General features: G+C 63.4%; 14 protein-coding genes. 10 read left to right on the top strand and 4 right to left on the bottom strand.

Annotated features, from left to right (window positions below):
- Nucleotides 1-338 precede the first annotated feature (338 nt).
- The gene (locus tag IVB18_RS11840; RefSeq protein WP_247989331.1) at nucleotides 339-12,050 is read left to right on the top strand and encodes an Ig-like domain-containing protein; all 11,712 of its coding nucleotides are present in this window, start codon (nucleotides 339-341) and stop codon (nucleotides 12,048-12,050) included.
- A 291-nt stretch (nucleotides 12,051-12,341) separates the two neighbouring features.
- Here the strand turns inward: IVB18_RS11840 and IVB18_RS11835 are convergent, their stop codons facing one another.
- Both IVB18_RS11835 and IVB18_RS11830 read right to left on the bottom strand, forming a co-directional pair.
- On the bottom strand, nucleotides 12,342-13,493 hold the full coding sequence (locus tag IVB18_RS11835; protein WP_247989330.1) for an AAA family ATPase: 1,152 nt from the start codon (nucleotides 13,491-13,493) through the stop codon (nucleotides 12,342-12,344).
- Nucleotides 13,427-13,918, bottom strand: coding sequence for a hypothetical protein (locus IVB18_RS11830; RefSeq protein WP_247989329.1), 492 nt, complete (start codon nucleotides 13,916-13,918; stop codon nucleotides 13,427-13,429). The genes IVB18_RS11835 and IVB18_RS11830 overlap by 67 nt, the downstream gene beginning before the upstream one ends.
- 348 nt (nucleotides 13,919-14,266) lie before the next feature.
- On the opposite strand from IVB18_RS11830, the gene IVB18_RS11825 reads away from it, so the two are divergent.
- A complete protein-coding gene (locus tag IVB18_RS11825; RefSeq protein ID WP_247989328.1) occupies nucleotides 14,267-14,713 on the top strand; it encodes a hypothetical protein in 447 nt (148 codons plus the stop codon).
- 116 nt (nucleotides 14,714-14,829) lie between these two features.
- On the top strand, nucleotides 14,830-16,383 hold the full coding sequence (locus IVB18_RS11820; RefSeq protein ID WP_247989327.1) for a M48 family metalloprotease: 1,554 nt from the start codon (nucleotides 14,830-14,832) through the stop codon (nucleotides 16,381-16,383).
- Nucleotides 16,384-16,634: 251 nt separating this feature from the next.
- Here IVB18_RS11820 and IVB18_RS11815 read toward each other — a convergent pair whose 3' ends face one another.
- Nucleotides 16,635-17,606 carry an IclR family transcriptional regulator gene (locus IVB18_RS11815; RefSeq protein WP_247989326.1) on the bottom strand — a complete coding sequence of 324 codons (972 nt, stop codon included), beginning with the start codon at nucleotides 17,604-17,606 and terminating at the stop codon, nucleotides 16,635-16,637.
- 107 nt (nucleotides 17,607-17,713) lie between these two features.
- Nucleotides 17,714-18,628 carry a dihydrodipicolinate synthase family protein gene (locus IVB18_RS11810; protein ID WP_247989325.1) on the bottom strand — a complete coding sequence of 305 codons (915 nt, stop codon included), beginning with the start codon at nucleotides 18,626-18,628 and terminating at the stop codon, nucleotides 17,714-17,716.
- A 230-nt stretch (nucleotides 18,629-18,858) separates the two neighbouring features.
- Between IVB18_RS11810 and IVB18_RS11805 the strand changes: the two genes are divergently transcribed.
- The 7 genes from IVB18_RS11805 to IVB18_RS11775 all read left to right on the top strand — a co-directional run bounded on the left by IVB18_RS11805 (nucleotide 18,859) and on the right by IVB18_RS11775 (nucleotide 26,386).
- The gene (locus tag IVB18_RS11805) at nucleotides 18,859-20,196 is read left to right on the top strand and encodes an MFS transporter (RefSeq protein WP_247989324.1); all 1,338 of its coding nucleotides are present in this window, start codon (nucleotides 18,859-18,861) and stop codon (nucleotides 20,194-20,196) included.
- Nucleotides 20,197-20,264: 68 nt separating this feature from the next.
- The gene (locus IVB18_RS11800) at nucleotides 20,265-21,422 is read left to right on the top strand and encodes an ABC transporter substrate-binding protein (protein ID WP_247989323.1); all 1,158 of its coding nucleotides are present in this window, start codon (nucleotides 20,265-20,267) and stop codon (nucleotides 21,420-21,422) included.
- Nucleotides 21,423-21,478: 56 nt separating this feature from the next.
- A complete protein-coding gene (locus IVB18_RS11795; RefSeq protein ID WP_247989322.1) occupies nucleotides 21,479-22,360 on the top strand; it encodes a branched-chain amino acid ABC transporter permease in 882 nt (293 codons plus the stop codon).
- The gene (locus IVB18_RS11790) at nucleotides 22,360-23,358 is read left to right on the top strand and encodes a branched-chain amino acid ABC transporter permease (RefSeq protein WP_247989321.1); all 999 of its coding nucleotides are present in this window, start codon (nucleotides 22,360-22,362) and stop codon (nucleotides 23,356-23,358) included. Before IVB18_RS11795 ends, IVB18_RS11790 begins: the two co-directional genes overlap by 1 nt.
- Nucleotides 23,342-24,316: an ATP-binding cassette domain-containing protein gene (locus tag IVB18_RS11785; protein ID WP_346732621.1), complete on the top strand. Its 975-nt coding sequence runs from the start codon at nucleotides 23,342-23,344 to the stop codon at nucleotides 24,314-24,316. The genes IVB18_RS11790 and IVB18_RS11785 overlap by 17 nt, the downstream gene beginning before the upstream one ends.
- Complete coding sequence (locus tag IVB18_RS11780; protein WP_253076233.1) at nucleotides 24,313-24,837, top strand: ATP-binding cassette domain-containing protein; 525 nt, start codon at nucleotides 24,313-24,315, stop codon at nucleotides 24,835-24,837. The genes IVB18_RS11785 and IVB18_RS11780 overlap by 4 nt, the downstream gene beginning before the upstream one ends.
- 148 nt (nucleotides 24,838-24,985) lie before the next feature.
- On the top strand, nucleotides 24,986-26,386 hold the full coding sequence (locus tag IVB18_RS11775) for an FAD-linked oxidase C-terminal domain-containing protein (RefSeq protein WP_247989320.1): 1,401 nt from the start codon (nucleotides 24,986-24,988) through the stop codon (nucleotides 26,384-26,386).
- Nucleotides 26,387-26,506 lie beyond the last annotated feature (120 nt).

Raw genomic sequence — 26,506 nt, 5'->3', positions numbered from 1 at the left:
GCGGATCGAACACTCCAAATACTGCGATACTGGCCGTCAATACAGCAAATTCTGCTACCTCTGCAACGAAGTCCCTCATACCCACTTTGGATACAGCACAAGCTGTTGTCATGGTTTCGTTCGCCCCTGTAACTATCAGCAACGCAGGTGGTCCAGTCAACGAAGCGAGTCAGACGATCAGCGGAACCGTTGATGCGGCCTTCGTTGGAACGACAGTAACTTTGTACGACACTTACAACGGTGTCACCACGCAGATTGGAACGATTACCGTTGGCTCTGGAGGCGTTTGGAGCAAAACCGTTACTCTGACGGGAGATGGCAACCACAGCATCGTGGCCTTGGACGCTGGAGCGAACATCACCACGAGCGCGCCCGTTGTTTTTACGCTGGACACGGCGGCGCCGACGGTTGCGATCACCAGCGCGGGCGGGTCGACCAACCAGGCGAGCCAGACCATCACCGGCACGGTCGACATGGCCGATGCCGGCGCCACCGTCACCATTCTCGACGGTACCACCGCGATCGGCACCGCCATCGTGCAGGGCAACGGGACTTGGACCACCACGGTCACGCTCAACCAGGGCAGCAACTTCCTGACGGCACGGGTGAGCGATGCGGCCGGCAACACCGCCACCAGCGGCGCAGTGGTCTATACGCTCAGCACCACCGGTCCGACCGTGACCGAAGGCCTGGTCTCCGACACCGGCAGTTCGGCCACCGACCACGTTACCTCCAACCCGGCCGTGAACGGCACCGGGCTTGCCAACACGGTGGTGCACTTCACGATCGACGGCAGTGCGGTGGCCGCGACCGCCACCACCGATGCGCAAGGGGCGTGGTCGTTCACGCCGGGCGGGCTGGCCGACGGGTCGCACACCATCGTGGCGAGCCAGACGGACAGCTTTGGCAACACCGGCAGCGCATCGCTGATCTTTACGCTGGACACGAGCGCGCCGACGGTTGCGATCACCAGCGCGGGCGGGTCGACCAACCAGGCGAGCCAGACCATCACCGGCACGGTCGACGTGGCCGATGCCGGCGCCACCGTCACCATTCTCGACGGTACCACCGCGATCGGCACCGCCATCGTGCAGGGCAACGGGACTTGGACCACCACGGTCACGCTCAACCAGGGCAGCAACTCCCTGACGGCACGGGTGAGCGATGCGGCCGGCAACACCGCCACCAGCGGCGCAGTGGTCTATACGCTCAGCACCACCGGTCCGACCGTGACCGAAGGCCTGGTCTCCGACACCGGCAGTTCGGCCACCGACCACGTTACCTCCAACCCGGCCGTGAACGGCACCGGGCTTGCCAACACGGTGGTGCACTTCACGATCGACGGCAGTGCGGTGGCCGCGACCGCCACCACCGATGCGCAAGGGGCGTGGTCGTTCACGCCGGGCGGGCTGGCCGACGGGTCGCACACCATCGTGGCGAGCCAGACGGACAGCTTTGGCAACACCGGCAGCGCATCGCTGATCTTTACGCTGGACACGGCGGCGCCGACGGTTGCGATCACCAGCGCGGGCGGGTCGACCAACCAGGCGAGCCAGACCATCACCGGCACGGTCGACATGGCCGATGCCGGCGCCACCGTCACCATTCTCGACGGTACCACCGCGATCGGCACCGCCATCGTGCAGGGCAACGGGACTTGGACCACCACGGTCACGCTCAACCAGGGCAGCAACTCCCTGACGGCACGGGTGAGCGATGCGGCCGGCAACACCGCCACCAGCGGCGCAGTGGTCTATACGCTCAGCACCACCGGTCCGACCGTGACCGAAGGCCTGGTCTCCGACACCGGCAGTTCGGCCACCGACCACGTTACCTCCAACCCGGCCGTGAACGGCACCGGGCTTGCCAACACGGTGGTGCACTTCACGATCGACGGCAGTGCGGTGGCCGCGACCGCCACCACCGATGCGCAAGGGGCGTGGTCGTTCACGCCGGGCGGGCTGGCCGACGGGTCGCACACCATCGTGGCGAGCCAGACGGACAGCTTTGGCAACACCGGCAGCGCATCGCTGATCTTTACGCTGGACACGGCGGCGCCGACGGTTGCGATCACCAGCGCGGGCGGGTCGACCAACCAGGCGAGCCAGACCATCACCGGCACGGTCGACATGGCCGATGCCGGCGCCACCGTCACCATTCTCGACGGTACCACCGCGATCGGCACCGCCATCGTGCAGGGCAACGGGACTTGGACCACCACGGTCACGCTCAACCAGGGCAGCAACTCCCTGACGGCACGGGTGAGCGATGCGGCCGGCAACACCGCCACCAGCGGCGCAGTGGTCTATACGCTCAGCACCACCGGTCCGACCGTGACCGAAGGCCTGGTCTCCGACACCGGCAGTTCGGCCACCGACCACGTTACCTCCAACCCGGCCGTGAACGGCACCGGGCTTGCCAACACGGTGGTGCACTTCACGATCGACGGCAGTGCGGTGGCCGCGACCGCCACCACCGATGCGCAAGGGGCGTGGTCGTTCACGCCGGGCGGGCTGGCCGACGGGTCGCACACCATCGTGGCGAGCCAGACGGACAGCTTTGGCAACACCGGCAGCGCATCGCTGATCTTTACGCTGGACACGAGCGCGCCGACGGTTGCGATCACCAGCGCGGGCGGGTCGACCAACCAGGCGAGCCAGACCATCACCGGCACGGTCGACGTGGCCGATGCCGGCGCCACCGTCACCATTCTCGACGGTACCACCGCGATCGGCACCGCCATCGTGCAGGGCAACGGGACTTGGACCACCACGGTCACGCTCAACCAGGGCAGCAACTCCCTGACGGCACGGGTGAGCGATGCGGCCGGCAACACCGCCACCAGCGGCGCAGTGGTCTATACGCTCAGCACCACCGGTCCGACCGTGACCGAAGGCCTGGTCTCCGACACCGGCAGTTCGGCCACCGACCACGTTACCTCCAACCCGGCCGTGAACGGCACCGGGCTTGCCAACACGGTGGTGCACTTCACGATCGACGGCAGTGCGGTGGCCGCGACCGCCACCACCGATGCGCAAGGGGCGTGGTCGTTCACGCCGGGCGGGCTGGCCGACGGGTCGCACACCATCGTGGCGAGCCAGACGGACAGCTTTGGCAACACCGGCAGCGCATCGCTGATCTTTACGCTGGACACGGCGGCGCCGACGGTTGCGATCACCAGCGCGGGCGGGTCGACCAACCAGGCGAGCCAGACCATCACCGGCACGGTCGACGTGGCCGATGCCGGCGCCACCGTCACCATTCTCGACGGTACCACCGCGATCGGCACCGCCATCGTGCAGGGCAACGGGACTTGGACCACCACGGTCACGCTCAACCAGGGCAGCAACTCCCTGACGGCACGGGTGAGCGATGCGGCCGGCAACACCGCCACCAGCGGCGCAGTGGTCTATACGCTCAGCACCACCGGTCCGACCGTGACCGAAGGCCTGGTCTCCGACACCGGCAGTTCGGCCACCGACCACGTTACCTCCAACCCGGCCGTGAACGGCACCGGGCTTGCCAACACGGTGGTGCACTTCACGATCGACGGCAGTGCGGTGGCCGCGACCGCCACCACCGATGCGCAAGGGGCGTGGTCGTTCACGCCGGGCGGGCTGGCCGACGGGTCGCACACCATCGTGGCGAGCCAGACGGACAGCTTTGGCAACACCGGCAGCGCATCGCTGATCTTTACGCTGGACACGAGCGCGCCGACGGTTGCGATCACCAGCGCGGGCGGGTCGACCAACCAGGCGAGCCAGACCATCACCGGCACGGTCGACATGGCCGATGCCGGCGCCACCGTCACCATTCTCGACGGTACCACCGCGATCGGCACCGCCATCGTGCAGGGCAACGGGACTTGGACCACCACGGTCACGCTCAACCAGGGCAGCAACTCCCTGACGGCACGGGTGAGCGATGCGGCCGGCAACACCGCCACCAGCGGCGCAGTGGTCTATACGCTCAGCACCACCGGTCCGACCGTGACCGAAGGCCTGGTCTCCGACACCGGCAGTTCGGCCACCGACCACGTTACCTCCAACCCGGCCGTGAACGGCACCGGGCTTGCCAACACGGTGGTGCACTTCACGATCGACGGCAGTGCGGTGGCCGCGACCGCCACCACCGATGCGCAAGGGGCGTGGTCGTTCACGCCGGGCGGGCTGGCCGACGGGTCGCACACCATCGTGGCGAGCCAGACGGACAGCTTTGGCAACACCGGCAGCGCATCGCTGATCTTTACGCTGGACACGAGCGCGCCGACGGTTGCGATCACCAGCGCGGGCGGGTCGACCAACCAGGCGAGCCAGACCATCACCGGCACGGTCGACGTGGCCGATGCCGGCGCCACCGTCACCATTCTCGACGGTACCACCGCGATCGGCACCGCCATCGTGCAGGGCAACGGGACTTGGACCACCACGGTCACGCTCAACCAGGGCAGCAACTCCCTGACGGCACGGGTGAGCGATGCGGCCGGCAACACCGCCACCAGCGGCGCAGTGGTCTATACGCTCAGCACCACCGGTCCGACCGTGACCGAAGGCCTGGTCTCCGACACCGGCAGTTCGGCCACCGACCACGTTACCTCCAACCCGGCCGTGAACGGCACCGGGCTTGCCAACACGGTGGTGCACTTCACGATCGACGGCAGTGCGGTGGCCGCGACCGCCACCACCGATGCGCAAGGGGCGTGGTCGTTCACGCCGGGCGGGCTGGCCGACGGGTCGCACACCATCGTGGCGAGCCAGACGGACAGCTTTGGCAACACCGGCAGCGCATCGCTGATCTTTACGCTGGACACGGCGGCGCCGACGGTTGCGATCACCAGCGCGGGCGGGTCGACCAACCAGGCGAGCCAGACCATCACCGGCACGGTCGACATGGCCGATGCCGGCGCCACCGTCACCATTCTCGACGGTACCACCGCGATCGGCACCGCCATCGTGCAGGGCAACGGGACTTGGACCACCACGGTCACGCTCAACCAGGGCAGCAACTCCCTGACGGCACGGGTGAGCGATGCGGCCGGCAACACCGCCACCAGCGGCGCAGTGGTCTATACGCTCAGCACCACCGGTCCGACCGTGACCGAAGGCCTGGTCTCCGACACCGGCAGTTCGGCCACCGACCACGTTACCTCCAACCCGGCCGTGAACGGCACCGGGCTTGCCAACACGGTGGTGCACTTCACGATCGACGGCAGTGCGGTGGCCGCGACCGCCACCACCGATGCGCAAGGGGCGTGGTCGTTCACGCCGGGCGGGCTGGCCGACGGGTCGCACACCATCGTGGCGAGCCAGACGGACAGCTTTGGCAACACCGGCAGCGCATCGCTGATCTTTACGCTGGACACGGCGGCGCCGACGGTTGCGATCACCAGCGCGGGCGGGTCGACCAACCAGGCGAGCCAGACCATCACCGGCACGGTCGACGTGGCCGATGCCGGCGCCACCGTCACCATTCTCGACGGCACCACCGCGATCGGCAGTGCGGTCGTGCAGGGCAACGGGACTTGGACCACCACGGTCACGCTCAACCAGGGCAGCAACTCCCTGACGGCACGGGTGAGCGATGCGGCCGGCAACACCGCCACCAGCGGCGCAGTGGTCTATACGCTCAGCACCACCGGTCCGACCGTGACCGAAGGCCTGGTCTCCGACACCGGCAGTTCGGCCACCGACCACGTTACCTCCAACCCGGCCGTGAACGGCACCGGGCTTGCCAACACGGTGGTGCACTTCACGATCGACGGCAGTGCGGTGGCCGCGACCGCCACCACCGATGCGCAAGGGGCGTGGTCGTTCACGCCGGGCGGGCTGGCCGACGGGTCGCACACCATCGTGGCGAGCCAGACGGACAGCTTTGGCAACACCGGCAGCGCATCGCTGATCTTTACGCTGGACACGAGCGCGCCGACGGTTGCGATCACCAGCGCGGGCGGGTCGACCAACCAGGCGAGCCAGACCATCACCGGCACGGTCGACGTGGCCGATGCCGGCGCCACCGTCACCATTCTCGACGGTACCACCGCGATCGGCACCGCCATCGTGCAGGGCAACGGGACTTGGACCACCACGGTCACGCTCAACCAGGGCAGCAACTCCCTGACGGCACGGGTGAGCGATGCGGCCGGCAACACCGCCACCAGCGGCGCAGTGGTCTATACGCTCAGCACCACCGGTCCGACCGTGACCGAAGGCCTGGTCTCCGACACCGGCAGTTCGGCCACCGACCACGTTACCTCCAACCCGGCCGTGAACGGCACCGGGCTTGCCAACACGGTGGTGCACTTCACGATCGACGGCAGTGCGGTGGCCGCGACCGCCACCACCGATGCGCAAGGGGCGTGGTCGTTCACGCCGGGCGGGCTGGCCGACGGGTCGCACACCATCGTGGCGAGCCAGACGGACAGCTTTGGCAACACCGGCAGCGCATCGCTGATCTTTACGCTGGACACGGCGGCGCCGACGGTTGCGATCACCAGCGCGGGCGGGTCGACCAACCAGGCGAGCCAGACCATCACCGGCACGGTCGACGTGGCCGATGCCGGCGCCACCGTCACCATTCTCGACGGCACCACCGCGATCGGCAGTGCGGTCGTGCAGGGCAACGGGACTTGGACCACCACGGTCACGCTCAACCAGGGCAGCAACTCCCTGACGGCACGGGTGAGCGATGCGGCCGGCAACACCGCCACCAGCGGCGCAGTGGTCTATACGCTCAGCACCACCGGTCCGACCGTGACCGAAGGCCTGGTCTCCGACACCGGCAGTTCGGCCACCGACCACGTTACCTCCAACCCGGCCGTGAACGGCACCGGGCTTGCCAACACGGTGGTGCACTTCACGATCGACGGCAGTGCGGTGGCCGCGACCGCCACCACCGATGCGCAAGGGGCGTGGTCGTTCACGCCGGGCGGGCTGGCCGACGGGTCGCACACCATCGTGGCGAGCCAGACGGACAGCTTTGGCAACACCGGCAGCGCATCGCTGATCTTTACGCTGGACACGGCGGCGCCGACGGTTGCGATCACCAGCGCGGGCGGGTCGACCAACCAGGCGAGCCAGACCATCACCGGCACGGTCGACGTGGCCGATGCCGGCGCCACCGTCACCATTCTCGACGGCACCACCGCGATCGGCAGTGCGGTCGTGCAGGGCAACGGGACTTGGACCACCACGGTCACGCTCAACCAGGGCAGCAACTCCCTGACGGCACGGGTGAGCGATGCGGCCGGCAACACCGCCACCAGCGGCGCAGTGGTCTATCTGGTGGGCGTGCCCGGCGCCATTTTCGGCGACGCTGGCGACAATGCCCTGACAGGGACCGCTGGGAACGATGCATTCGAGGGCTTCGGCGGTAATGACATATTCAACGGCTTGTCGGGTGTTGATCGAGCGGTCTATGTCGACGCAACCGGGGGCATCACCGCCGATCTGGCGGCCGGGACCGTGACGGGTCCAGGTGTCGGCACCGACACTCTGATCGGTATCGAAGCCATTCAGGGCAGCAACTTTGCCGACCGCTACTCGGCGGTCGGCTTCACCGGCAATTCCGGGATACCCGGCACGCCAATTGGCTTCAACAGCTTCGAAGGCATGGGGGGAGACGATATCATCGTCGGCACGGTCAATCCTTCCGGACAGATCCTGACCCGTATTTCCTATGCCAGTGCGACAGCGGCAGTCACCGTTGATTTGGCGGGTACGGCGAGCGGCGATGCGTCGGTCGGCAACGACACCTTCACAAACGTCAATTCTGTCATTGGGTCAGCATTTGCCGACGCGCTGCGGGGCAGCGACAATCCCAACGGTACTTTCGAGCAATATGACGGTCGTGCCGGCAACGATCTGATCGATGGCCGCGGCGGCTACGATTTCGCTGTCTATAACAACGATGTCACCACAACCACGGGCATAGCCGTCAATCTTGCAGCGGGAACCGTAACTGGCGATGCTACGATCGGCACTGACACGCTGCGCTCAGTGGAAGCCGTCCGCGGCACCAACTTTGCTGATATTTTCGATTCCACCGGTTTCAGCGGCACCAGCACCAATGCGGGATCGAGCGGCATCTTCAACAATTTTGAAGGCATGGGCGGCAACGATACTATTATCGGCAACGGGAACACCCGACTCCAATATACGCAATCGAGCGCCGGCGTAACGGTCGATTTCCTCGCGGGCACGGCGATTGGCGATGCCTCGGTGGGCACCGATACATTCAGCGGCGTCAACGCCGTCATGGGGTCGATGTTTGCCGATACCTTTTCGGGAAGCGGCGCCAACGAAAACTTCATGGGCCTTGCCGGCGATGATCTTATCGATGGAAAAGGTGGCTTCGACACGGCGCAGTATGCCAATCTAACGTTCACGACGGGTGGGATCAGTGTTCATCTTGCAGCTGGAACGGTGACCGGCGATGTCTCAAGCGGCACCGACACCTTGCGCTCAATCGAAGCCATTCAAGGTACTAATTTTAGCGACACCTATGATGCGACTAATTTCGGCGTCACCGGGGCTATCGATCCTGCTACCGGCGTTCCTTATGCCAACGTGGGCAACAACGGCACCTTCAATCAATTTGAGGGAATGGGCGGTAACGACGTCATCGTCGGCAATGGCAACACCCGTCTGACCTACGTCAATGCAACCGGTCCCGTGACGATCACTTTCAGTCTCAATAGCTGGACCAGCACCACAAGCGGCGCGTCTGGCACCGTAACCGGTGATGGGTCGGTGGGCACCGATACCTTCTCGGATGTCGGCTCGGTGTCGGGGTCGTCATTTGCCGACACCATCACCGGCTCGAATAATCCTAATGGTACAGCGGAAGATTTTGCCGGCCGCGCCGGCAATGACTTTATCGACGGTAAAACTGGTTTCGACAGAGCTTTCTACAATAACGATGGCTCGGCCTCAGGTATTCAAGTCGATATGGCCTCGGGTGTGGTGACCGGCGATGCTGCCATCGGGACAGACACCCTCCGATCGGTTGAAGCGATCCGCGGGACCAGCTTTGCCGACGCTTACGTGGCGACCAATTTCGGCGTCTCCGGCGCAAATGCCGGCGATTTCGGTACCTTCAACGAGTTCGAGGGCATGGCGGGCGATGACGCCATCACTGGCAACGGTAACACCCGCATCGCTTTCTACAATGCTCTGGATGGAATAACGGTCGATCTCGCCGCCGGCACGTCCCACGGCACGGCCGCTGGCGACGTCGCAAGTGTCGGCACGGATACGTTCACCGGCGTGAATGCCGTCCGCGGTTCATCTTTCGCCGACCTCATTCTCGGCGACGCCAATGCCAACACCCTTGAGGGGCGGGACGGAAACGATCGGCTCGACGGCCGCGCCGGTGCCGATACCCTGACCGGGGGCAACGGTGCGGACACGTTCGTCTACGCCAACGGCGACGGAGCGGACACCATCACGGACTTCGACCGCACCCAGGGCGACACGATCGATCTAACAGGCATGTCGAACATCTTCACGTTTGCAGATGTTCAATCGAAAGCAACGGTGAGCGGCGGCAATACCATCATTGATTTCGGCAGCGGCAATACCCTGACGCTGATTGGTGTGACGAGCCTCCAGCAGAGCGACTTCGTCCTGCCCACCGCCACAAACGGCACCTCGGGTTCGGATGTTCTGCTCGGAACGAGCCAAGCGGATGCCATTTCCGGACTTGCCGGAAATGATCGGCTTCAGGGATTCGGCGGCAACGATCTGCTCGATGGTGGGACCAATTTCGATCGCGCGGTTTATACCGATGCAACGGGTGGGATCACCGTCAACCTCGCGGCCGGCACGGCATCCGGTCCCGGCGTCGGCACCGATACACTCGTTGGCATCGAAGGCGCAGTTGGCAGCGATTTTGCGGACACATTCAATGCAGCCGGCTTTACGGGCGCCACCGGCACGCCGGGTACCCCCGTTGGTTTCAACGAATTCGAAGGCAGGGGCGGCAACGACACGATCACAGGTGCCGTGAACGCATTGGGCGCAGCCTTGACGCGCGTTTCCTATGTGAGCGCGACCGCAGGAGTTATCGTTGACATCGCGGCGGGAACCGCGAATGGCAACGCATCAGTCGGTCAGGACACTTTTGTTGGCCCGGGGATCCTTTCAGCCTGGGGCTCCTCCTTCGCGGATACTCTTTCCGGAAGCAACAATGCATTCGGCACGGTCGAGGTATTTGCCGGATTTGCCGGCAATGACCTGATCGATGGTCGCGGCGGCTTCGACCGCGTCGACTACAACAACGATCCGACCACCACATCGGGCACTATCGTCAATCTGGCGGCGGGCAGCGTGACGGGCGACGCCACGGTCGGTACCGATACATTTGTGTCGGTCGAAGCTGTCCGGGGCACCAATTTTGCCGATACCTACAATGCAGTTGGGTTCAGCGACAGCAGCACGAACGCCGGTTCGCTTGGAACCTTCAACGAGTTCACAGGCGAAGGCGGCAACGACACCATCGTCGGCAACGGCAACACGCGCATCGGATTCAACAATGCGACCGCCGGCGTCGTGGTTGACCTGGCCGCCGGCACTGCCACAGGAGATTCCTCGGTCGGAAGCGATACGATCACGGGTATCAATGCCATCATGGGCTCGATGTTCACCGATTCCCTGTCAGGAAGCGGAATCAACGAGACATTTACGGGGCTTGGTGGCAACGACACCATCGACGGTCGCGGCGGCTTTGATACCGCAAGCTACAACAACATCTATCTTTCGACCGGCAGCGTCACCATTGACATGGCGAGCGGCACAGCCACCGGTGACTCCTCTATCGGCACTGATACGCTGCGTTCGATCGAAGCTGTCCAGGGGACCATCCTTGCCGACACCTATGTGGCGACGGGATACGGCCTCGCAGGCGCTCTCAACGTCGGCAACAACGGCACCTTCAACCAGTTCGAGGGCCTTGGCGGTGACGACACCATCACCGGCAACGGCAACACGCGTCTGATGTACACCAACGCAACAGGCCCCGTGACGATCACCTTCAGTGGCTGGACCTCCACCACCAGCGGCGGGTCAGGCACCGTGACCGGGGATACCTCCGTGGGCACCGACACCTTCTCGGGTGTTGAATCGGTGTCGGGCTCGGCATTCGCCGACACCATCACCGGCTCCGCCAATCCTAACGGTACGGCGGAAGATTTTGCCGGCCGTGCCGGCAACGACTCCATCGACGGTAAAGGCGGCTTCGACAGGGCTTTCTACAATAACGATGGCTCGGCTTCAGGTATTCAAGTCGATATGGCCTCGGGCGTGGTGAGCGGCGACGCTGCCATCGGGACAGACACCCTCCGATCGGTTGAAGCCATCCGCGGGACCAACTTTGCAGACACCTATGTCACGACCAATTTCGGCGTCTCCGGGCCGAACGTCGGCGATTTCACCACCTTCAACGAGTTTGAGGGAATGGGCGGCAATGACACGATTACCGGCAACGGCAACACCCGCATCGCTTTCTACAATGCTCTGGATGGGGTGACCGTCGATCTCGCCGCTAACAACTCCCACGGGACCGCGTCTGGCGATATCGCGGGCGTCGGCACTGATGCCTTTACGGGTGTGAATGCTATCCGCGGCTCAGCTTTTGCCGACGTCATTTCCGGCGATGCCGGCAACAACACATTGGATGGTCAAGCAGGAAATGACGTGATCCAGGGGCGAGGAGGCGCCGACACGTTGATCGGAGGGGCTGGAGCCGACCACTTTGTCTTCGCTGCCGTTTCCGAGTCGACCGTCGTAAGCCATGACACCATCAGTGATTTCGTTCATGGGACAGACCTCATCGACATTTCGGGTATCGCTGGAGCCACGACAGTCCAGGGCTTGATAGCCGGAAGCACGCAGGTCGCTGCGCATAGTATCGCGTGGATTCAGAGCGGCGCGGACACATTTGTCTACGTTAATAGCTCAGCCGTAGCTCAGAACCAGGGTTCGGCGGATATGGAAGTCGTCTTGACAGCGGTAACAGCAGGTAATTTGACCAATCTGGACTTCTTTCACGTCTAGCAACGCGAATCCTTCGCTCTCTTCCGCCCAGATACTCGGCCCGCGCGCTCCGTGTCATGTCACGCGTCACTAACGCCGCCGGTTCGTTGAACAAGCCATTGTGGGGGAGATGTTAGTTCCTCCCATTTCAGACGTCGGCAGTAACGTCGTCACCGCCGAGGCCATTCGCTGTTCGAGCGTTATGGAATTCTGTTCACTGATAAGCTTTGCGACCAAAGCTTATCAGTCTTCGAATACATTCACCGAATAATGTAGACTTGGGGTTGAGCTTCGATCCGCTTCGCTCAGACGTCATCTGGTCCGTCCTTCGCCGTTTTGTGTCCGAAGGTCAACCACTTCGATATCGGCTCTGCCGTCCCCCGCAAGCGCAGCACCCGCGTGATCGGCAAACAGTCGATGATACTTGTCGACAAGACCTTTCTGCCCTCTCCAACCTCCATCACGCTGCTTGTCTGCGAGAGGCCGATCGATGAGTGCGTACTTCTTCTGCACGTCGGCCGGGGCTATCGCCAACTGCCGCAGGCGATCGTCCGGTTCGATGTGCATCGCGTCGACGATAACCGAGCGCCCGTTGCCCAGGACTTTCGCGCTTCGCATGCGCACTTCGTGGAAGATCTCGGACTGCGTGCCTCGTATCTCGCCGTTCGGACTTCGTTCCCTTCTGATCTCGTCCGACGAGACGACGTCGATGCCCTGCGCGGCCGACCAGGTGGATTTCCCGGCTCCGGAAGGACCGACCGTGAGGGTCATGTTCTGCCCGCAGCGCGGCCAGTTCCAGCCCGGAATGTCGAAGTCCACGTCGCCGATCGTTGCTTCGTAGTAGTCGGAGAAGCGCGCGATGTCGTCGGGTTCGATCAGATCGAAGTGCGCTACCTGGTTGCGCGTCCAGCCCGCCAGGCTCAACAGACTGGCCTCGTTCGGCGACAGAAGATCTTTCGTGAACTCCCGGAAGTCGTAGAACTCGAGCTTCCAGAAATTCGTCGTCGTCTTCGAGCGCCCGTTGAAGGTTCGGATGTACGGTTGCTCCGGAGACACCTGTTTGGCCAGGAAGTGCTGATATCTGGCGATGAGCGATCTCAGGACGCGATGGGTGAACGGCAACAGAATGCTCGCCTGCGCGCTCCAGACCCGCCGCCGGATGTGGTCGACGTATCCGTGTTTCAGCGCAGCCACGGCGTGCGCGGCCGGCTCGTCGTCCCAATAGTCGACCAGGCCGTTCTCCCAGCAGGGAAACTGATACTGCCCTTGCGCCGCGAGGCGGTCGAGCAAGGGAAAGGGTGCGATCTGATCCGCCGCATCCCAACCTACCATTTCCTCCAGGAGTTCACGCGACCACGCCGCCACTTCGATCGCCGCCGCGTGCCCGACGCGAGACGTCAGTCCCTGCGCTGGACGGGCGCCGATCGCGGCCGCATAACTCGCGCTGTCGTAGCGGTCGCACATGCCCTGGGTCGAAATGAGGGTTGCGGGCCACAGAGCGCCGACCGATCGTCTCGACCGAGCCCCGTCGGCAGCAGGACGAGGAGGACTGGCCCGACGACCGTCTCCTCCGCCGGCTCGGCCATCAGCTGGCGCAGGAACAAGCTCCAGCGGCGCAGTTGGGTACGTTCGAGGCCGTCGACGATCAGTACCCGGTCGATGAGTCTCGGATGCCCGGCAAAATCGGCAACCGTTCCGATCTCTACCGCCGAGACGTCGAGGAAGCCTGCCAGCAGATGGGCGATAGGTTGGGATTGATCATCGGTCGTCAGATCGATCGGCACACAATCGAGCGAAAGTTCGGTCCTGAGCCGGCGATCGATCGCCGCAGTCAGTCCCGATAACCGGATCGACCACTGGCTCGCCCCCAAGAAGGTGATGCCGATCAAGGGAGGCGCGCAGGGCTGAGTCACCTATCATCAGGCTGGTTAAGGTTGCCCAATTCAATCCGTAGCAAGCTCATGTGATAGTCGTCGACGCTTGTGCATCTCGTGCTGGAAGCGGATCGATTTTTTGCGGATCTCGACGAGCGCGCTCCCACGTTTCAGTGGGCATGATGGTCGTCCTGCCCGGTCCGGTGGAGGACCACATCCCCGAGACCAAGGCGTCGCTCGCCTTGATGTACATGGCCTGCGGCACCCCCGGGCTTTTCTTGTAGTTTCAACTTCCGGTCGTCCTCCTTTCGTGCATAATTGACCTGATCGTCTTTTCGGCCTCGGCCTTGGTGGATTTACATAATGGCAAATTCGAGCGCGGATTATTCAGTTCTGGAGCTTCAACTAGGTCAAGCACTTGTCGAGGCGGTAGCGCCCGAGGAGATGGAATTTTTTGACGCTATTGCCGCCGCACCGAAGCCATCGGGAAAGAAGCGCGATCATGCTCTGGGCTTCGGGGTACCAACCGGCGAGGATCTGGGATCAATCTCGGCTGCACTCTTGGTCCTTTGCAAGCCGCTTCTTACCTTCCTCTGGGAAAATGCGAAGGACGCTTCTGGGCTACTTATCAAGGATCTGAGTGAACAAGCTCGGCTGGCACTGGAAAAGCATTTGGGCGAGTGGTTTGTGCGCCGCTTCAAGAAGCCCGACCCGTTACAATTTCGTCGGATAAGGTCGACGAACTCGTTGCTAAACTCCGGAACGATGCCGCCTCACTTAACTTGGACGAGGCTGCACTCTCACGTCTGACAAATACATTGCGTGATGGTCTTCAACCGTAGCCGGCCGCTATGTCGTGCAGAGTCAACCCAAATAATCTGCCAAGTGGAACAAACGTCTACTTCCTAATCCTGCTCATAACCTCAATGATGATCGCTTTCTGGACCGGCCAGTTCTTGCCGGGCCTCGATTACTTCACGACCCCTTTTGTCGCTCAATTTCAGCCTGGTCTATATTCCGTAGGTAACGGCGTTTACGGCCTCGCTATTCTGAGCGCTCTTACGACCGTTTTCTTCATCTACCATTCGCGCAGACAACGAATTGTCTTCGGAGCTTACCAAGAACTTGGCATGCACAGTCGAGCTCGCGATGCCATCCAGGACTTGTCCGACCGAGCCGACGTAAAGATCGATCTCCTACTTCACGACAGAGACATTCACAATACTGACGCGGTCGCATTTGGCTTTCGCGGATCGCGAACTATCCTGATGGGACAGGGCGTGCTGCTATTAGGTCTGCGACGGCCATCCAACTTTATGGCGCGGATTGCTCACGAGCTTGCGCACTTCAAGAACGGGGACGTCAAGTACGCCTTTATTTCACGCTCCTTGCTTCAAGCCAATCTTGTGCTGATGGGGATCGTCATCCTTTGGCTTTTGATCCGCCCCGCCCGAGTCGTGTTGATGCAATACGACCTGTTCACGTCGCCAATGGGCGTGCCGGGGGCGACACTCAAGCTGTTCCTTAGCATGCACGGCCTGAGGTGGGCTCGTTACTGGAGTGATCAGACGATCGGTGCGCTCGTCATAACCCTCCCAGTCTTTGCTTTTTGGACTCTCTTGTTGTTTTTGGAGTATCGGTCGCTTCTTCGTACCCGCGAAATCCTGGCGGACGCGCGAGCTGCGCGATGGGTGGGTGAGGATGCCTTGATGGAAGCCCTCAGCGGCGGAAAACCGCCGCCAGCACCTTCATTACGGGATCGCTTATACGAGATGCTCAGCGCTCATCCATTGGTGTCACGACGCATGAACGCGACGCTACGCCCTGAGGAGGTGCTTGACCCGAGCTTTCTGCGCTTTCTGTTTCTCGGATATGTCTTCTGCCTGGCTAACTACCTGATCTCAAACGTCGCCGACGTCATGGCGATTCTAAGTCCTGTCTATAGAGATCTGGTAAAGCAGGGCGATGGCATGCGCGCGGCGCTGTCGGTCCTATTGTTCGAGCAGCCGATTGCATCGATCATCTATCTGGTCGTGATTTTCGCTTTTTCGACGAGCTACATGATTATCGTTGCGACCCTGCTGAGGTCAGGTCTGACCCAGAAGATTGCGGGCCGCCCCCATTGGAAATGGTTCCTGACCACCGTTATTCAAATTTCTCTTGTAGCGGTGGGCAACGTTGCGGGCGACGCGTTCCATCCGTACGGCCAGACGGCCCAGTTGCAATTGGCAAGCAACGTTATGCTCGGCCAATCTGTCGGCAAACTGTTCTTCAATCCCATCAATGTGCAAGACATCCTGAATCAGGCTCAGATGTGCGGTATACTTTTTGGAACTGCGACACTATTCTGGTTGGAGGCAGGCTTCGTTCTGAGAGGTTCGCGCTCGAAGGCCCATCAAAGCCTGGCAATGGGGTACTCTGATGGTCTTCACGTTCCTGTCTGTTTTTCAGCCCGCGGCAATACTTTGGTCAGTTCGTAACTATCCAGACTTTGCCAATCCGATGTTTTTCATTATGGGCTCCGTGCAAACTGTTCTCTACCTTGCGATTACTCTGACAATTGCGCGGATCATGCGAGGTCGCCGACGCACCGAGGAGCAAAACCCAAGTTGGCTCCTCGCGGCCTAGTCACGCGGGCACGGCGCTGGAGCGCTACCGGCCCTCGCCTACGCGCTGATAGCCGTCCTCGACCCCCAGAGCGCCCCATCGTCCCGAACGCAGTGCATATCCTCTAAGTTGTTGATTTTTCTGGCTGTGGCACGTGTTTCCGCCCCGTTTTGTTCACGGTCGTTTCACCCAATTCGTTGCGATTTCGTTGCGGTGTTTTCCTGGAGAACGGCGTTCGTGCGCGATCGGACTCTCGACGACCGGAGCTGCCGGCCGCCCCGCTCTCAGGCATCGGATCCGCGGATCGGGTCTGTTCGTCAGGCGGATAGCCCAAGCGGATCGACAGGAGCTCGGCGTGGGTCATCACCGCCCGGGCGAGCTCCGGCACCCGCTCGAGCGTAACGCGCCGGCTCGGGCCGCTCGCGCTGATCGCCGCGAAGACGCGGCCTGCGCCGTTGCGGATCGGAGCGCCGACGCAGCGCAGCTCCGGCTCGTGCTCGCAATCGTCCACCGAGTAACCGCGGGCCCTGATCGCAGCGAGTTCAGCCTTCAGCCGCTTCGGCTCGACAATCGTGTTAGGCGTGAAGCGCGGCAGGCCGCTGCGTATAACACGGTCGATCACGGCCTCGCTCTGGAAGGCAAGAGCAGCCTTTCCCACTCCGGTTGAGTGACAGGGCGAAGCTTCCATAGTGATCACGGTATTATGCGGGCGCCCCGAGATGTGACTGCGGCGATTGACGAAGACCATCTGCGCACCGTCGAAGATGCAGAGATGGACGTCCTCGCCACTAAGCTTGGCGAGCGTATCGACGAAGGGCGGCGCCTCCCGATAGAGGGGCAAATTCATCAGCGCGCTCCCGCCGAGCTCGAACAGCTTCAATCCGAGACGGTAGCGATCGCGGCTCGCCTCCTGCTCCAGGAAGCCGACGCTGCGCAGGCTGTCGACGATACGATGCACGGTGGTGCGCGGCAGGCCGGTGCGCCGCGCGATCTCAACCACGCTCAGCTCGGGGTCCGTCGAGGAAAATGCCTCCAGAACCTCGAGCATCTTGAAGAGCGACTTAACGCTCTGTCGACTGCTGTCGACGCTAGTCATGTCGGACCTTTCGGGTGGCGCCGCGATGCAGTACCCAGGAGGCGAACCATATCCGACTTAGACGGAATCGGGCGCGGCGGCAATGCAGCGGCGCCCGTAGCCTGACGTTACTCAGCCGCGACCAGCCTCTCGCCACCCTCGACCTCGAGGAGGTGACGGAGAGCCGTGGCAATCGCCTCTTTCTGGCGGCTGGTGGGAACCGGCATCGGCTGGCGCGGAAGGCCGCTCGCGCATCCCTGCAAGGTGAGCGCATGCTTCACGCAGGCCGGGAGATTGTCGCCGACGATCGTGTTCCAGAACCGCAACAGGCGCTTGTGGATTTCCAGCGCCGTGGCGTGGTCGCCGCGCTGCACCGCATTCCACAGTGCCACGCAGGCGCCGGGGACTGCGGCCGGGTTCGCCGCGATCGTCCCGTGCGCGCCAAGCGCGAAGGACGGATACAGCAGCGCATCGACCGCGGTCAGGACGACCTTGCCTGCCGGCACGTCGAGCAACAAATCGGCCATCAGCTTGAGGTCGCCGGCACTCTGCTTGACTCCGATCACACCCGGCTGCTCGTTCATGATGCGCACGAGCAGTGCAGGACTGAGGTAGTTCCAGGGCACGACGTTGTAAATGATGACCGGCTGCTTGACCGACTCGGACAGCGTCTTGAAGTGGCCCAATGTCGCCTCCTCGTCCGGCTTGAAGAGATAGTGCACCGGCGTGATCTGCAGCGCGGCGACATCGACCGACTCGATGGCGCGGGCGCGGGCAATCGCTTCGCGGGTCGAGTTGGCGATGATGCCCGCAACAAGCGGCACCTTGCCGTTCAGCTCCTCCGCGCAGGCCTCGATCAAACGTCGAAACTCGTCGGTCGTGAGCGTATGGCCCTCGCCGGTGCTGCCGCCGACGCAGACGCCATGCACGCCCTTCTCGAGCAGGAATTTCACCTGGCGTCGGAAAGCCTTCTCGTCGATGTCGCCGTTCTGGTCGAACGGTGTGGTGAGGGGCGGAATGATCCCGGTGATTTTTGCTGACATGTTATCCTCCTTTGATTGTCCGGATTGTGAACAATCGGATACGACAAACGAGCGTATCACGTCAAGCATTGCCAGCTATGCAGTGGATTTATAGCGCTCTAACCAGAGTGAAAACGGCACTCCAGTCGAAAATCCACTTGACACGTGAGTTAAGTCGCTGCTCATGATGTCCGTAATACGGACAAAAGTCCGAGCGGGGGCATTTCCCTGCCGAAGCCGGAGGTGACGTCATGAGCGAAATGGTTGGGTCGATCAGGTCCGGCAGGGTTGCGGATCAGGCAGCCGTCTCGATCAAGGAACGGGAGTCGAGCGACATCCGCAAGGTTGCGGTGGCGAGCGCCATCGGCAACATGATCGAGTATTACGACTTCACGCTCTACGCGACCGCGACCGCGCTCGTATTCAACAAGATCTTCTTCCCGAGCACCGATCCCCTGGTCGGCTCGCTGCTCGCTTTCGCCACCTTCTTCGTCGGCTATTGCGCGCGCCCGCTCGGCGGCGTGCTGTTCGGACATTTCGGCGATCGCGTCGGTCGCAAGACCGCGCTGCTTCTCACCATCCTGATCATGGGTTTGGGCACGTTCCTGATCGGCTTCATGCCGACCTATGAGCAGGTCGGCGTCCTCGCTCCGATCTGCCTGATCGGACTGCGCCTGCTTCAGGGCATCGGCATCGGCGGCGAGTACGGTGGCGGCATGACGATGACCGTCGAGCACGCGCCCGCCGACCGCCGCGGCTTCTTCTCCTCGCTCGTCCATGTCGGCGTGCCCGCCGGCTTCCTGATTCCGATCGCGCTGCTCGGACTCCTGTCGACCTCGATGAGCGAAACCGACTTCCTGGCCTGGGGCTGGCGGATTCCGTTCCTGTTCTCGATCGTGCTCGTTGGCATCGGAATCTTCATCCGCTTCCGCATCTCCGAGACGCCCGCGTTCAAGCGCGTGCTGAACGAGGAGGGCGCCGCCAGCGTGCCGGTGGTCGAGGCGGTGCGCAACCATACGGGCAACATCCTGTTCGGCATCGGCGCCAAGATCGCCGAGAGCGGGCTGTTCAACATCTACGCCGTGTTCGCGATCACCTATTGCAAGACCAAGCTCGGTCTCCCCAGCCAGACCATCCTCAACGGTGTTCTCGTCGGCTGTGCGCTCGAATGCCTGACGTTGCCCTTCTTCGGCGCGCTGTCGGACCGGATCGGACGGCGCGCGGTCTATGTCGGCGGCATGCTGTTCCAGGTCGCGCTCGCGCTCGTGTTCTTCCAGATGTTGAACACCGGGCACACCGGAATGATCTGGCTCGCGATCGCGTTTGGTCTCGCGCTCGGCCATGGCTCGGTCTACGGCGCGCAAGGAGCCTATTTCTCGGAGCTGTTCCCGGCACGCATCCGCTACAGCGGCCTGTCGCTGGTGCAGCAGCTCGGTCCGATTCTGGGCGGCGGTCTGTCGCCGCTGATCGCGACCGCGCTCCTTGCCGCATACGGCTCGCCCTCCTGGGTCGCCGGCTACATGGCCGCGATGGCGTTGTTCTCGGCCGGCTGCACCTTCGGTCTCCGCCCGCTTCGCGCGGGCGGCTGACACCGATCCCGCGTTCGAAATCACCCGCCCGATCGAGGCGGGGCCGCGACAATATCGGAGGAAATTCCATGGTCTCTCCCGTGCACGTCTCTCGACGCAGTTTGATCAAGGCGATCGCGCTTGCGCCGCTTGCTACGCCAGCCATTCTCGGCCGCGCGTATGCCGCCGAGCCCATCCGGATCGGCATCTCCGGCCCGATGACGGGCCAGTTCGCCCAGAACGGCCAATGGATGAAGAACGGTGTCGCCATCGCGGTGAAGCAGGTCAACGACAAGGGCGGCATCAAGGGCCGCTTGATCGAGCTGCGGATCGCCGACGACCTCGGCCCGAACCCGACCGCAGCGGCGAATGCCGTCACCAAGCTCGCGACGCAGGACGAGGTGGTGGCGCTGGTCGGGCCGCACTACACGCCCGGCATTCTGCCGAATGTGCCACTACTGGGAAAATACAAGATCCCGGCCCTGACTGGCGCGACCGGTCCGGTCGTCACCCAGCAGGGCAGCCCCTGGGTGTTTCGCGTGCGCCTCAACGATGCGATCGGCGCCGATCTGCTGGTCAAATACGTCACCGAAGATCTGCAATGGAAGAAGATCGGGCTCGGCTACGTCAATACCGCGTTCGGTCAGTCCGGCATCGCCGTGGTGAAGGCGTCGCTCGCCAAGCGCAATGTCGAGCCGGTGCTGGTGCAGGCTCATACCGATGCGACCAAGGATTTCACGTCGCAGATCCTCGCCTTCCAGCAAGCCAATGTCGACGGCATCATCGTCTGGACCGACGACCAGCCGGCCGGGCTGATCGCCAAGCAGAGCAAGACGCTCGGCGTCAAATTCGGCATCGCCGGCAACACCGCATTCTCGCAGCCGATCTTCCTCGGTCTCGCCGGTAAAGGCGCCGACGGCTGCATGGCGATCGGCGAGTTCGTCAAGGACAATCCCGACGAGCGCGTGCAGAACTGGAAAAAGCTCTATGCCGCCGCCTATCCGGGCGACGAGCCGGAGCTCTACGCCACCGTCTACCACGATGCGGCAAAGCTGATCATCGCGGCGATGGAGCGCGCCGAGACCATCTCGGGTGAAGCGATCCAGCAGGCGCTCACGGGAGTCCGTGACTTCCAGGGCATCGTCACCCGCTACGGCTGGACCGACAACGGCGACATGACCCATTCCGGCATCATCACCAGGGTCGCCGGCGGCAAGCCGGAGATCGTCAAGGTCATCACCAGCTGACGCGCGTGCCGGGCCGCCGGATATCCGGCGGCCGACGCCCGCGATGGGATCATGCAATGTTGCAGACTTTCATTCAAATCGTGCTGGTGGGTTTGGCGGTCGGCGCGGCCTATGCGCTGGTGGCGCTCGGCTACACGCTGATCTGGAACGCGGTCTCCCTGGTCAATTTCGCCCAGGGCGATCTCGTGATGCTCGGCGCCTTCGTCTCGGTCGGCTGGCTTGCCAACCGGCTCGGCATGCCGCTGTGGCTCAACCTCGTGACCATGCTGGTGATCCTCGGCCTCTTCGGCACCGGGCTGGCCTGGGGCATCTATCATCCCTTGCGCAACGCACCGCAATTGTCGGCGATCGTCGCAACGCTCGGCCTGTCGATGGCATTGCAGAACATCGCCGTGATCATCTGGGGGCCGCAGCCGCTCAATTTCGCAGGGCCCCTCGGCACGACCTCGGTGCATTTGTTCGGCTCGACGATCTACGCGCAATATCTCGTCATCCTGGCGGCGCTTGCGGCGATGATGGCAATCCAGCATGGGCTGTTCCAGTACACCGCGCTCGGCCGCGCGATGCGCGCTACCGCGCAGGACGCTGAAGCCGCGCGGCTGATGGGTATTCCGACCGCGCGCATCATCGCCTTCATCTTCGCCTATGCCACGATGCTCGCGGCGCTGGCGGGCTGGCTGATCGCGCCGCTCTCCTATGTCTCGTCCGACATGGGCGTCAACCTCTCGCTCCGCGCCTTCGCCGCGACCATTCTCGGCGGCTTCGGCTCGATCCCCGGCGCGCTCGTCGGCGGACTGGCTTTCGGCGTGATCGAGTCGGCCGGATCATTCTACATCTCCTCGGAATATATCGACGTCATCGCGTTCGGCGTGCTGATCGCGGTGCTGATGTTCCGCCCGCAGGGCATCTTTGGCGAACTCGAACTGGAGCGTCCCTGATGTCGTCCGACGCCAGCACATTGACGATGCGCACGCTCGCCGTCCTGGTGATCGCAACCGCTATCCTCTGCGGCTTGCTGCTGCCGCGCTTCCTGTCGGTGTACTATCTCCAGATCGCCGACGTGACCCTGATCAACATCCTGCTGGTGCTCGGGCTCAACTTCATTCTCGGCTTCGGCGGACAGATGTCGCTGGCGCAATGCGCGTTCTTCGGCATCGGCGCTTACGCCTTCACGTTGTTCCAGGCCGCCGGAATGCCGGTGCCGATTGCGGCGATCGGCGCGATCGCGCTCTCCGCCGCGGTGGGGATGGCGCTGGGTTGGCCGACCTTGCGCCTGAAGGGCCACTATCTCGCGCTGTGCACGCTCGCCTTCGCGCTGATCGTCGAACGGTTGCTGGTGAACTGGGAAGGCCTCACCAACGGCGCCAACGGCATCACCGCGATCCCGGGCATCGGGCTTGCCGGCGAGAACGACAAGATGCTGTGGGTGCTGCTGGCGGTCGTCGCCTGCGCCTATCTGCTCCAGGTCTGGATCGCCAACGGTCCGCTGGGCCTGCGCATCCGCGCGCTGCGCGACGATCCGCTCGCCGCACAAGCCGTCGGCGTCGACGTCTCGCGGCTGAAGATCATGCTGTTCGTGATCTCGGCGGCCTATGGCGGGCTCGCCGGCATCTGCTATGTGCTGCTGCGCGGCTATATCAGCCCCGACGTCTTCTCCTGGCAGTCGACCTTCTCCTACCTCGCCATGGCCGTGGTCGGCGGCCTCGGCAGCCCGCTCGGTGCCGTGCTCGGTGCGATCCTCTACACCTTCGTGCCGGAGCTCCTGCGCTTCATGCAGGAATATTACTTCGCCGTGTTCGGCGTGATGGTGATCCTCGTCATCACCTTCTTCCCCGCAGGCCTCTCCGGGATGGTCCTCTCTGTCATCCGCAGCCTGCGCCGGCGCGAGAATCCCTTTGCTCGATCGGACGTGACGCATCATGAACGCGCTGCTTGAACTCACAGGCGTCACAAAACGCTTCGGTGGCCTGACTGCGCTCGAGGGCGTCTCGCTCTCGGTCGCGCAAGGCATGATCCATGCCGTCATCGGGCCGAACGGCTCCGGCAAGACCACGCTGTTCAACATCATCAGCGGCATCTACACCCCGACCGAAGGCGAGGTGCGCTTCGCCGGCGCGGCGGTGACGTCAATGCCATTGCATCAGTTCGCGGCGATGGGGCTCGCACGCACGTTCCAGAACACCCGCCTGTTCGCCTCGATGACCGTCCGCCAGAACGTGCTCGCTGCGCGGCACGGGCGGGCGCATCCGTGGCGCTTCGACCAGGAGAATGCGCGCCGGGTCGAGGAGATCATTCAGTTCGTCGGCTTGGGCGATGTTGCAGATACCAATGCGGCGTCGCTCCCGCAGGGACAGCGGCGCCTGCTCGAAATCGCCAAGGCGCTGGCACTGGAGCCGCGCCTCGTGCTGCTCGACGAGCCGCATGGCGGCCTCAACCACGCCGAGACCGCGCGCCTGATCGAGGTGATCCGCCAGATGCACGCGCGGGGAATGACGATCCTCTTGATCGAGCACGAGATGGAAGTGGTGATGACGCTCGCCGATCGCATCACCGTGCTCAATTTCGGCGAGGTTCTGGCCGAAGGATCGCCGGCGGAGATTCAACGCAACGAGGCCGTCATCGAGGCCTATCTCGGCCGCGCCGACAGTGAGGCGGAGCTTCATACACAAGTTGGTCGCGCCGCCGAGGGCACCGGCGCGCCGCTGCTCGAAATCGCCGATCTCACCGTCCGCTACGGCGACATCGAGGCCGTGCGGAAGGTTTCGCTCAACGTCGGCACGGGTGAGTTCGTGGCGCTGCTCGGCAACAACGGCGCCGGAAAATCCTCGACATTGAAGGCGATCGCGCGTCTGGCGCAGGCGTCCGGCTCGGTGCGTTCGCCGGCCACGAATTGACGCGGGAGCCGACCGAGCGTCTCGTCGGTATGGGCCTGGCGCTCGTGCCCGAACGACGTCGTCTATTCGGCGGTCTGACCGTGATCGAAAATCTCAAGATCGGCGCCTATGGCCGGCCGCATGCCGAGCTCGCCCGGCTGATCGAGGAAATGCTCGAACTGTTCCCCAACCTCAGGCGGCTGTCGGCATCACTCGCCTTCTCGCTCTCCGGCGGCGAGCAGCAGATGCTGGCGATCGCGCGGGCGCTGATGAGCCGCCCCCGCCTGTTGCTTCTCGACGAGCCGTCGCTGGGACTGGCTCCGCTGCTGGTCGAACAGGTCTTCGGCAAGCTCGTGGAGGTCAACCGGCAGGGGACGGCCATCCTGCTGGTGGAGCAGAACGCGCGCATGGCGCTGTCGGTCGCGCATCGCGGCTACGTGCTGAGCTCCGGCCGCATCGTCGCGGAGGGAAGCGCTGCCGAGGTCGCGCGCGATCCCCGCCTGATGGGCGCCTATCTCGGCCACGGCGAGGCCGCGGAATAGGCGGGTTGAAATCAGTGCTCACGGGAGCGCACCATCGGGTTCGACGATCCCGGCATGCTGGCCTTTTCGCGCCTGCTTGTGGCCGTCGCGGCTTGAAAGGCGCTTGGCCGTCGTGCAGGTGGAGGCCGGGAAGACAAAGGAGGCCGACATGAACGCCGATGCCCTGCCGCGCCCGGCGCCTGAAATCATCGCCGATGTCCGCACGCGGCTCGCCGAGCGCCTGGGGGATCGGGTGACGGCCGCGCAGGCGGTGCTCAAGCAGCACAGTCACGGCGAGGGTCTGCCGGCGGTCGGCGTGCCCGATCTCGTGGTCTTTCCCGAGACCAATGAAGAGGTCGCGTTCGTCCTCGCCCTGTGCAACGAACATCGGGTGCCGGTGACGCCCTTCGGTGCGGGGTCCTCGCTCGAGGGCCAGCTTGCCGCGCTTGCCGGCGGCGTGTCGCTGGACATGAACCGCTTCGGCAAAATCCTGGACGTCTCGCCCGACTCCCTCGACTGCCGCGTTCAGGCCGGCGTCACGCGCGAGGCCTTGAACGCCGAGATCCGCGATACCGGACTGTTCTTCCCGGTCGATCCCGGCGCCAACGCCTCGATCGGCGGCATGGCCTCGACGCGTGCCTCCGGCACCAATGCGGTGCGCTACGGGACGATGCGCGAGAACATTCTCGGCCTTACCGTCGTCACGCCCGACGGCCGCATCGTGCGTACCGGTAGCCGTGCGCGGAAGTCCTCAGCCGGTCTCGATCTCACTCATCTCTATGTCGGCAGCGAAGGCACGCTCGGCGTCATCACGGAGATACAGCTCAAGCTCTACGGCCTGCCGGAGACGATCGTCGCCGCCGTCTGCCAGTTTGCCTCGCTCGAGGGAGCCGTCGCGGCGGTCGTGACCGCGCTCCAGTCCAACCTGAAGATGGCGCGCATCGAGCTGCTCGACGAGGTGCAGATGCGCGCCGCGATCCGCTACTCGAAGCTCGACTACGTGGAGACGCCGACGCTGTTCCTCGAATTCCACGGCACGACGAATGGAACGCGCGAGGAGGTCGAGCTGATGCAGGCGATAACCGCAGATTACGGCGGTCGCGAATTTCAGTTCGCGGAGCGCCCAGAAGACCGAAGCCGATTGTGGAAGGCGCGGTACAATTCCTATCAGGCGGTGATGGCACTGAGTCCCGGCAAGAACAATATGGGGACCGATGCCTGCGTGCCGATTTCGGCGTTGCCCGTCTGCCTGCTGGACACCAAGGCGGATATCGTCGCATCCGGCTTGACCGCTCCCATCGTCGGCCATGTCGGGGACGGAAATTTCCATCTCGGGATCCTGTTCGATCCGAATGACGCCGAGGAGACCGAGCGCGCGGAGGCGCTCGCTTTCCGCACCGCGCGCCGGGCCATTGCCATGGGCGGCACCTGCTCGGGCGAGCACGGCGTCGGGCTGCACAAGATCGTGCATATGGAGACCGAGCACGGTGAAGGTATTGCACTGATGAAGGCTGTGAAGCAGGCGCTCGATCCGCACGGGATCATGAACCCAGGCAAGGTCTACCCCTGATGTATTCTCAGGAGCGAATGCAGTTAAGACTGGAGCCGTCGGGGGTTCGAGTCAGGAGAGCGCTACCTACGTTACCCCCGACCGTTTTCGGCCGAGTTTTTGGTCTCTGTGGCCTAACGG

It is taken from the genome of Bradyrhizobium sp. 186, from assembly GCF_023101685.1.
Lineage (GTDB): Bacteria > Pseudomonadota > Alphaproteobacteria > Rhizobiales > Xanthobacteraceae > Bradyrhizobium.
This window is presented reverse-complemented; position numbering and strand designations above follow the sequence as displayed.